Genomic DNA, 8,936 nt, shown 5'->3' with positions numbered 1-8,936 from the left:
GTTTTATAACCACGAGCGAATCCAAACGAAAGCAGGAGTGGCTCCGCTAACGCTCCGCCACTCCTGCTGAATCCTAATATCCTACACTTGGGGCTTTTTTGTACTGTCCACACAATTTGGACCGGTTCACTACCCTTGCGGATGGAACAGAGGCTTTTCTTTTTATCCCTGCGGAGCCCTGAAAGGTCCCCGCTTTATGCTTGTCCGACTTCCTGATGCCCGGCTCTCATGCAAACGGCGCAAACCGCAAACCCCTTCTCAAAAGAGGAATCCGGTTTATCCTGAACTTTGCATCGTACCCGGGCACAGCCCGAACGTAACGTGAGCGCTTGCAAAAACCTGAGCGCTGCGCCAGCTTTAACCCGGCTGTTTCGTCCGCAGGACGCGCCGGGCCAAAGCTGCCTTTGCCTTCTTTTTCTTTCAAGAAAAAGAAGGTTAGTCGTCGGAGTTGTCGAGTTTGAGGACGGCGGTGAAGGCCTCGCTGGGCAGGGAGACCGAGCCCAGCTGACGCATCTTCTTTTTGCCTTCCTTCTGCTTTTCCAGCAGCTTCTTTTTGCGGGTGATGTCGCCGCCGTAGCACTTGGCCAGCACGTCCTTGCGCATGGCCTTGACGGTTTCGCGGGCAATGACCTTGCCGCCCACCGCAGCCTGAACCGGGATCTCAAACAGGGTCCGGGGAATGTTGTCCCGCAGCTTTTCACAGATGCGGCGGCCCTTGGCGTAGGCGTTGTCACGGAACACGATCATGGACAGGGCGTCCACCGGATCGCCCGCCAGCAGGAAGTCCAGACGCACCAGGTCACTCTCCTGGTACTCCTTGAACTCGTAGTCGTAGCTGGCGTAGCCGCGGCTGCGGCTCTTGATGGCGTCGAAGAAATCGTAGACGATCTCGCCCAGAGGCATCACATAGTGCAGGTCCACCCGGACGTCGTCCATATACTTCATGTTGATGAGGACGCCCCGCTTCTGCTGGCACAGGTCCATCAGACCGCCCACGTACTCGTTGGGGGTGTAGAGGTGGACGTCCACAAAGGGCTCCTCCTGCTTGGCGATCTGGGAGGGATCGGGGTACTCGGAGGGGTTGGAAATGACCTTTTCGGTGCCGTCGGTGAGGGTGATCCGATACTGAACGCCGGGGGTGGTGGTGACCAGATCCAGGTCAAATTCCCGCTCCAGGCGCTCGGTGATGATCTCCATATGGAGCAGGCCCAGGAAGCCGCACCGGAAACCAAAGCCCAGCGCGGCGCTGTTTTCGGGCTCATAGGTCAGGGATGCGTCGTTGAGCTGGAGCTTTTCCAGGGCGTCCTTCAGGTCGGGATAGCGCTTGCCGTCGGCGGGATACACGCCGCAGAACACCATGGGCTTGACCTGACGGTAACCCGGCAGGGCCTCGGGGGTGGGATTGTCCGCCAGGGTGACGGTGTCGCCCACCCGGGTGTCCTGCACCGTCTTGATGCTGGCGGTGAGGTAGCCGACCTCGCCGGCCGACAGCTGGTCGCAGGGAGACAGGTTGGTGGCGCCCATATGGCCCACCTCCACCAGGGTGAACTTGGCCCCGGTGGCCATCAGCAGGATGGTATCTCCCGGCTTGACGGTGCCCTCAAAGACGCGGATGTAGACGATAACGCCCTTGTAGCTGTCGTAGACGCTGTCGAAAATCAGGGCCTTGAGGGGGGCGTCGGGGTCGCCGGCGGGGGCCGGAATGTCCGCCACCACCCGTTCCAGCACCTGGTCGATGTTCAGGCCCACCTTGGCCGAAATGCGGGGCGCGTCCAGGCAGGGCAGGCCGATGACGTCCTCCACCTCCTGGGCCACCTCGTCGGGGTGGGCGCTGGGCAGGTCGATTTTGTTCAACACCGGCACCAGCTCCAGGTCGTGTTCCAGCGCCATATAGGTGTTGGCCAGGGTCTGGGCTTCCACGCCCTGGGTGGCGTCAATCACCAGGATGGCGCCCTCACAGGCCGCCAGGCTGCGGCTGACTTCATAGGCGAAGTCCACGTGGCCCGGGGTGTCGATGAGGTTCAGCTCATACACCTGGCCATCCTTGGCGGTATAGTGCATGGTGACGGCCCGGGCCTTGATGGTGATGCCACGCTCCCGCTCGATGTCCATGTTGTCCAGAATCTGGTCGGACATGGTCCGCTCATCCACGCTCTCGGTCAGCTCGAGGATGCGGTCGGACAGGGTGGATTTGCCGTGGTCGATGTGGGCAATGATGCAGAAATTGCGGATGTTTTTGTTTGCCATGGGTTCCTCCGTGAAACGAGTGAAGGTTCAGCTGTCCAGGTGGTCGTCAACAAAGACGGCCCGGCCGTTTTCCAGGTAGACGCGGGGCACCCGGCGGGCCACCCCGCACAAAACCTCGTAAGAGATGGTGCCGGTTTTTTGGGCGATGGTTTCGGCGGTGTCCCCGGCGCCGCTGCCGCCCCAGAGGATGGCTTCATCCCCGTCGGCCACATGGGGCACGTTGGTGACGTCCACCAGCATCTGGTCCATGCAGACCCGGCCCAGCACCGGGCAGGGCTGGCCGTGCAGGTCCACCACCCCTTTGCCCTCGCTGAGCAGCCGGGGGTAGCCGTCGGCATAGCCGGCGCAGAGGGTGGCGGCCAGGGTGGGAGTCTGGGCGGTAAACCGCCGCCCATAGCTCACCGACTGGCCGGGCTGCAGCTCCTTCACCATGCTGACCACGGTTTTCAGGGTCATGACGGGGCGCAGGTCGGGGCAGGACACCTCGGCGCTGGGGGGATAGCCATACAGGATGATGCCGGGACGGCCCATGCAGCGCTCCCGGGGCAGGCCGGCGGGCCAGTCGGGATGGAGCAGGGTTCCGGCGGAGTTGTCGCAATGGACCAGGGCCGGCTCCCGGCCGGCGGCCCGCAGGGCCTCAAAGGCCCGCACAAAGAGGGCGTGCTGTCCGGCGGTATAGGCTTCGCTGTCCTCGCCGGCCTCGTCGGCGGCGGCGAAGTGCTGGAACAGTCCGGTCATCTCCAGGCCCGGCAGGGATGCCGCCTCGGCCATTTCCCGGACGGCGGCGTCAAAGTCGGTGCGGAGGGCAAAGCCGATCCGGCCCATGCCGGTGTCGGCCTTCAAGTGGATCTGTACCTTTACCCCCGCCTTCTGGGCCTCCTGGGACAGGGCCCGGGCATAGGCCAGCGAATAGCAGCACTGGGTGATCTGGTACTGGGCCAGAACCCGGGCGTACTGGGGCTCGGTGCGGCCCAGAATCAGGATGGGCAGCTTCTGCCCGGCCCGGCGCAGTTCCAGCGCCTCGGTCAGACGGCTCACCGCCAGCCAGGCCGCGCCCTCCTCGGCAAAGGCCTGGGCGCACCGGACCGCGCCATGGCCGTAGGCGTCGGCCTTGACCACAGCGCACAGGGGCAGGCCGCCGGCCTGCTGCCGGGTGATGCGAAAATTATGGCGCAGGGCGTCCAGGTCGATTTCGGCCCAGACGTGCCGCTCAAAAGGCTCGTTCATAGATTCTCCTCCGCCTTTCCTTTCTGCTGCGGGATTTTAAAAGAGCCCCGCCCGGTGTGCAGGGGCCGCCAGCCGTCGATCCCGCTCTCCTGCAGGGCATGCAGGGTTTTCTGGCGGAAGGCATGGTCGGTGCGGCACCGCTCATGGACAAAATCCTTGGTCCGTTCCCGGGTGGTGGTGCCGTCGGCGGGGCAGAGGCTCTTGACGATGGGCAGTTCCTCTTCGTAGACGGCGGCCCGGACCTCGGCCTCGGTGGCCAGCAGCATGGGCCGGATCAAGGTCAAATCCCGGCGGGACAGGTAGGTCACCGGGGAAAAGCACCCGATCCGCCCCTCCTGCCACAGGTTCATATAAAAGGTCTCGATGGCGTCGTCCAGATGATGGCCCAGAGCCACCTTGTTGCAGCCCAGTTCCTGGGCCGCCGTGTGGAGCGCGCCCCGGCGGAGCTTGGCGCAGAGGGCGCAGGGGTTCTTTTCCTGCCGCTCTTCAAAGATCACCGGGCCGATGTCGGTGCGGCGGACCTGATACGGGATGTTGTACCGCTCCATCAGCTGGGCCAGCCGGGAATAATCCCCCGGCTGCCGGCCGAACTGGGGGTCCAGGGTGACGGCCTGCAGCTCATAGTCAAAGCCGATGTACTGCCGCAGAAGGGCCAGCCCCACCGTCAGGGCCACGCTGTCCTTGCCTCCCGAAACGCCCACCAGCACCCGGTCCCCGGGGGCCAGCATCTCATAATCCTGGACGGCCTTGCGCATCAGGCCGGTGAGGCGCTGCATTGCTTTCGGTTCACTCATGCCAGGGCCACACTTTCAATCAGATTCAACACGTCGTTGATGGATGCCAGCCGGGTCAGGGCCGAGACGTAAATCACATCCCCGCTGTCGTAGGTGATGGTGGCCAGCACCGCATAATAGGCCTGGATGTCACAGCGGACGGCCTCCACCGCGGCCCCCTCCACCTCGATGTCGATTTTCTTGGGGCTGATGACGCCGTAGTTGGCCCGCAGGTCATCCTGGCTCTTGGTCAGGAAGTCCTCATAGGTGGAGGCGTCTCCCCGCTGGAACAGCACCACCTGATACTGGTCGTTGTCGGGGTCCTCGCTGGAAGCCAGCTCCAGCACCGGGCCCAGGGCGGGGTCCTCGGTCATGCGGCAGACCGGCCATGCGGCCGACTCATAATAGACCGAGATGCCGTTTTCGGCGGTGTAGTGGGTGTCGGGGTTGGCGGGGGTGCGGCGGCTGGTCATGAACAGCAGGACGCCGTAGACGACGACGCCCACCAATATAAACGCTGCCATCCCCACCAGAAGCCGTGAGGAACGCTTCTGGGCGGCGGCCTGGCGGTCGATCTCTCTGGGCATGTGGAAAATCTCCTTTTTACTCGTGATGAACGCTGAACACAGCGTATTTTATAGTATAGCATAAAACACGGCGGATTTACAGCGCCCATGCAAAGAAAACCCCGCTTTGGCCGCGCCCCGAAAAGCAAAAATGCACTGCGAGAATTCAAGAGTATTCAAGAGAAAACAAGAGATTTTGAAAGAATGATAAATTTGAGCTGAAAAAATCAAAAAATCGTGTTGACAGGCAGCTTTTGATGGTATATACTATCATTCGCGCCCACCCGGCGCCTGAACTGTTACGAATGCTTATCAGGAGGAAATATATATGAGCACTACTCTCGTGAAGCCCGCTGAAGTCGAGCGTAAGTGGTACCTGCTCGACGCTGCCGGCAAGCCGCTGGGCCGCGTCGCTGCTGAGGCCGCCGTCCTGCTGCGCGGCAAGCAGAAAGTCGATTTCACCCCCAATGTGGACTGCGGTGACTTTGTTGTCATCATCAACTGCGATCAGGCTGTCCTGACCGGCAAGAAGGCTGAGCAGAAGTTCCACATCACCCACTCTGCCTACATCGGCGGCCTGAAGAAGGTCCAGTACAAGAAGCTGATGGCTGAGAACAGCAACCTGGCTATGACCTACGCTGTCAAGGGCATGATCCCGTCCAACACCATCGGTGCCAAGGCTCTGACCCGCCTGCACTGCTACAAGGGTGCTGAGCACGCTCACGCTGCACAGAAGCCCGAGAAGATCGAGTTCTAAGAAGGAGGCAATCGAATATGTACGAAACCAAACCTTATTTCTACGGCACTGGTCGTCGTAAGGATTCCGTTGCCCGTGTTCGCGTCTACGCCGGCACCGGCAAGATCACCATCAACGACCGTGATCTGGACAACTACTTCGGTCTGGAGACCCTGAAGCTGATTGTCCGCGCTCCGCTGGTTCTGCTGGGCGTTGAGGATAAGTTTGATGTGGTTGTCCGCGTTGCAGGCGGCGGCGTTTCCGGCCAGGCCGGCGCTATCCGTCACGGCCTGAGCCGCGCTATGCTGCAGCAGAATGAGGAGAACCGCGCTGTCCTGAAGAAGGCCGGCTACCTGACCCGCGATCCTCGTATGAAGGAGCGCAAGAAATACGGTCTCAAGGCAGCCCGTCGCGCTCCGCAGTTCAGCAAGCGATAATTTTAGTTCAAAACAGCTCAAAAACCCCGAAACCATGCGGTTTTCGGGGTTTTTCCTTTTCAGATTGTTTGCCCTGTTTTGGCATAGTCTGACCCGTTTTGAACCATTTTTTATGGGTTAAATTAAGGACAACCACCCCCAAAACGGGGGCTAATGGGTTAAATCATAGGACAACTTTTTTGCCCCTGCCCCCTCCCAAGAGATCATTTTTGCTTTTTTGCCCCTCTGAAATTTTATGCAAAATCGGTTTGGCAGAGTTTGGCCAAATCTGAACAAATGAATATGATTTTATTGCGAAAGCGTTCAGCGTTCCTGCTGGGCGCTTTTTGCATTTCCGGGAACCGACGTTCCGGGATCAGAAAAAGCCGTCACTCTTTTTTTCAAGAAAGTAGTGGCGGCTTTTTCTATTTCCAGAACCAAACACGATCAACAGAAACGAGGTGAAATACGATGAACACGCAAATCATCGCCATCGCCAACCAGAAAGGCGGCGTTGGCAAGACAACCACCTGCGCGAACTTGGGGATCGGGCTGGCCCAGGCCGGGAAGAAGGTGCTGCTGGTGGACGCTGACCCCCAGGCCAGTCTAACCATCAGCCTGGGCAATCCGCAGCCGGACAAGCTGCCCTTTACCCTGTCCGACGCGATGGGCCGTATCCTCATGGACGAGCCGCTGCGCCCCGGCGAGGGCATCCTGCACCACCCGGAGGGCGTAGACCTCATGCCCGCCGACATCCAGCTGTCCGGCATGGAGGTGTCGTTGGTAAACGCCATGAGCCGCGAGACCGTCCTGCGGCAGTATCTGGACACCGTAAAGGGACAGTATTCCCATATCCTCATCGACTGCCAGCCCTCCCTGGGGATGCTTACGGTCAACGCGCTGGCGGCAGCCAACAGGATCATAGTCCCCGTCCAGGCGGAGTACTTGCCCGCCAAGGGCCTGGAACAGCTGCTGTCCACCATCAACAAGGTCAAGCGGCAGCTGAACCCCAAGCTCCAGACTGACGGCATTCTGCTGACGATGGTGGACAGCCGAACCAATTTTGCGAAAGAGATCGCCGCCCTGCTGCGGGAGACCTATGGCAGCAAAATCAAGGTATTCGGCACCGAGATTCCACATTCGGTCCGGGCCAAGGAGATCAGCGCCGAGGGCAAGAGCATCTTCGCCCATGATCCCGGCGGCAAGGTGGCCGAGGGCTACCGCAATCTGACAAAGGAGGTGTTGAAACTTGAAAAGCAGCGCGAAAAAAGTAGAGCTGGCTTCGGTAGATGACTTGTTCTCCACAGAGGAAAGCCGGGCCGACGCCCAGCGGGAGAAGGTTCTGGAAATTCCCCTGTCGGAGCTGCACCCGTTCAAGGACCACCCCTTCAAGGTCAGGGACGATGAGGCCATGATGGAGACCGCCGACAGCATCCGGCAGTACGGCGTGCTGGTCCCGGCCATCGCCCGCCCGGACCCCAACGGCGGCTATGAGCTGGTCGCCGGGCACCGGCGTCACCGGGCCAGCGAACTGGCTGGCAAGGATACCATGCCGGTCATTGTACGCGACCTGGACGATGACCAGGCCACCATCATCATGGTTGACAGCAACTTGCAGCGGGAAAGCCTGCTCCCCAGCGAGCGGGCTTTTGCTTATAAGATGAAGCTGGAAGCCATCAAGCACCAGGGGGAGCGTTCGGATTTAACTTCTCGCCAAGTTGGCGAGAAGTCGCAGACTTCGATTTCCCGTGTTGCAGATCAGGCAGGAGAAAGTCAGCGACAGGTTCAGCGTTATATCCGCCTGACTGAGCTGATCCCCGAACTGCTGGATATGGTGGATGAGAAAAAAATTGCCTTCAACCCGGCCTATGAGCTGTCCTTCCTCAAAAAAGAGGAACAGGTAGATTTGCTGGACGCGATGGACAGCGAACAGGCCACGCCGTCGCTCTCCCAGGCCCAGCGGCTGAAAAAGTACAGCCAGGAGGGCCACCTGACCCTCGACATGATGCGGGTCATCATGGGCGAGGAAAAGAAAAGCGACCTGGACAAGATCATCTTCACCAGCGACACCCTGCACAAGTATTTTCCCAGGAGCTACACCCCCGCCCGGATGCAGGAGACCATTATCAAGCTGCTGGAACAGTGGCAGCGCAAGCGCCAGCAACAGCATGAACGCTGAGAAAGGAGCCGCCTATGAGGGATATTTCAGCCCGCGAGCTGAAAGGACATAACATTTTGGCTGTGGAGCGGTTTCGGGACAATACCCGCTGGATGATCGAGTTTTCCGTCCTGCGTCCCGGTTCCTACGGCAGCTCCGGCGATGAGGTGCGGCTGTTTCTCACCGAGGACTGCTATCAGGCCGCCTTACTCAGCCAGCAGCGTCGGGAGATCAAAATCAAAAAGTGCGCCCATGTGGTTGAGGGGCACGTCCTGTATGTAAAGAAAAAGCGGAGGAAATGAGATGTTCAGAGAAAAAGAAATCTGTGATGCCATTCGCACAGCATATCTGCACCTGTTCCCTGATAAAAAGGAACGGAAACGGGCGCTCTCCAGGCTGGACCTGGAGCTTGTGGCGCAGGGCGTCCGCTATCGTGGGGAAATCGTCCTTGCCTACCAGACTTCCGGCAGCCATGAGTGCGCTCTGGACTATTACGGGCCGGAGCTGTTTCCCCAGCGGGGGTGCTGTATTTACCAAAAAACGGTCCAAAGTCATTCCACGCAGGTGGATGCCGCCTGTATCCGGGAACTATGGCTCCTGGATGATGGACGGTTTGTGGAGGTGTCCGGCGTAACTACAAAATACCGTTCGGCATACGAGCGGTTTTCTACCTGCTACCGCACGGTCCACCATATCGTCAAGGGCCGGGACTGGAAGGACTATCCGCCAGAGGAGATTACCGATGCCTTTGAGGACATCAACGACCATCCCTTTGACGGGATGCCCGGAGTTTTCTATGAAGTTTGAGCCGCG

The 8,936-nt window shown here is 59.9% G+C and carries 10 protein-coding genes; 6 read left to right on the top strand and 4 right to left on the bottom strand.

Annotated elements, in window-relative coordinates; translation table 11 throughout:
* Positions 1 to 435: 435 nt before the first annotated feature.
* Genes lepA through B5F27_RS11310 form a run of 4 tightly spaced genes read right to left on the bottom strand, consistent with a single transcriptional unit; the run spans position 436 to position 4,834 of the window.
* On the bottom strand, positions 436 to 2,247 hold the full coding sequence (lepA, locus tag B5F27_RS11325) for a translation elongation factor 4 (RefSeq protein WP_087367727.1): 1,812 nt from the start codon (positions 2,245 to 2,247) through the stop codon (positions 436 to 438).
* 27 nt (positions 2,248 to 2,274) lie between these two features.
* On the bottom strand, positions 2,275 to 3,474 hold the full coding sequence (alr, locus tag B5F27_RS11320; protein WP_087367724.1) for an alanine racemase: 1,200 nt from the start codon (positions 3,472 to 3,474) through the stop codon (positions 2,275 to 2,277).
* Complete coding sequence (locus B5F27_RS11315; protein ID WP_087367722.1) at positions 3,471 to 4,268, bottom strand: tRNA 2-thiocytidine biosynthesis TtcA family protein; 798 nt, start codon at positions 4,266 to 4,268, stop codon at positions 3,471 to 3,473. Before B5F27_RS11315 ends, alr begins: the two co-directional genes overlap by 4 nt.
* Positions 4,265 to 4,834, bottom strand: a complete 570-nt coding sequence (locus B5F27_RS11310) for a hypothetical protein (protein ID WP_087367718.1) — start codon at positions 4,832 to 4,834, stop codon at positions 4,265 to 4,267. Before B5F27_RS11310 ends, B5F27_RS11315 begins: the two co-directional genes overlap by 4 nt.
* 307 nt (positions 4,835 to 5,141) lie before the next feature.
* Between B5F27_RS11310 and rplM the strand changes: the two genes are divergently transcribed.
* From rplM to B5F27_RS11280, 6 genes are all read left to right on the top strand, one after another.
* Positions 5,142 to 5,570: a 50S ribosomal protein L13 gene (gene rplM / locus B5F27_RS11305; RefSeq protein ID WP_087247626.1), complete on the top strand. Its 429-nt coding sequence runs from the start codon at positions 5,142 to 5,144 to the stop codon at positions 5,568 to 5,570.
* Between the two features lie 17 nt (positions 5,571 to 5,587).
* Positions 5,588 to 5,986: a 30S ribosomal protein S9 gene (gene rpsI, locus B5F27_RS11300; RefSeq protein ID WP_087247624.1), complete on the top strand. Its 399-nt coding sequence runs from the start codon at positions 5,588 to 5,590 to the stop codon at positions 5,984 to 5,986.
* A gap of 450 nt (positions 5,987 to 6,436) precedes the next feature.
* A complete protein-coding gene (locus tag B5F27_RS11295) occupies positions 6,437 to 7,258 on the top strand; it encodes a ParA family protein (protein WP_087367715.1) in 822 nt (273 codons plus the stop codon).
* Entirely contained in the window at positions 7,215 to 8,144 is a 930-nt protein-coding gene (locus tag B5F27_RS11290; protein WP_087367712.1) for a ParB/RepB/Spo0J family partition protein, read from the top strand. Before B5F27_RS11295 ends, B5F27_RS11290 begins: the two co-directional genes overlap by 44 nt.
* A 14-nt stretch (positions 8,145 to 8,158) precedes the next feature.
* Positions 8,159 to 8,425 (top strand): DUF5720 family protein, encoded by a 267-nt coding sequence (locus tag B5F27_RS11285; protein ID WP_087367709.1) that lies wholly within the window; start codon positions 8,159 to 8,161, stop codon positions 8,423 to 8,425.
* A gap of 1 nt (position 8,426) precedes the next feature.
* Positions 8,427 to 8,930, top strand: a complete 504-nt coding sequence (locus B5F27_RS11280; RefSeq protein WP_087367706.1) for a hypothetical protein — start codon at positions 8,427 to 8,429, stop codon at positions 8,928 to 8,930.
* Positions 8,931 to 8,936 lie beyond the last annotated feature (6 nt).

The organism is Faecalibacterium sp. An192 (assembly GCF_002160175.1).
In the GTDB taxonomy this organism is placed as follows: Bacteria; Bacillota; Clostridia; order Oscillospirales; family Ruminococcaceae; genus Faecalibacterium.
Note: the sequence above shows the minus strand (reverse complement) of the source record. Positions and strands in the feature narration are given on the sequence as shown.